1 protein-coding gene is annotated in these 234 nt (G+C 29.1%); it reads left to right on the top strand.

Annotated features, from left to right (window positions below; all coding sequences use genetic code 11):
- On the top strand, positions 1-234 hold a 234-nt coding region (locus tag ACX6CF_RS26815), incomplete at both ends, for a hypothetical protein (RefSeq protein WP_458788432.1).

Raw genomic sequence — 234 nt, 5'->3', positions numbered from 1 at the left:
ACACTAATAATTGGAAGTGAAGAAAAAGAAGCAGTATTACAATCAACAACAGCGAATACAGCAACATTTAGATATCAAGTAGAAGCTGGTTTAACAGATAGTGATGGTATTACAGTTAAGGATGATAGTCTAGTATTAGGAAGTGATGATTCAATAAAAGATGCTAATAATAATAATTTGGATCTAACATCATTAAATACTACAAACTTATTAAACGTTAAAGTAGATAGTGCT

The organism is Vallitalea sediminicola (assembly GCF_054408565.1).
Note: the sequence above shows the minus strand (reverse complement) of the source record. Positions and strands in the feature narration are given on the sequence as shown.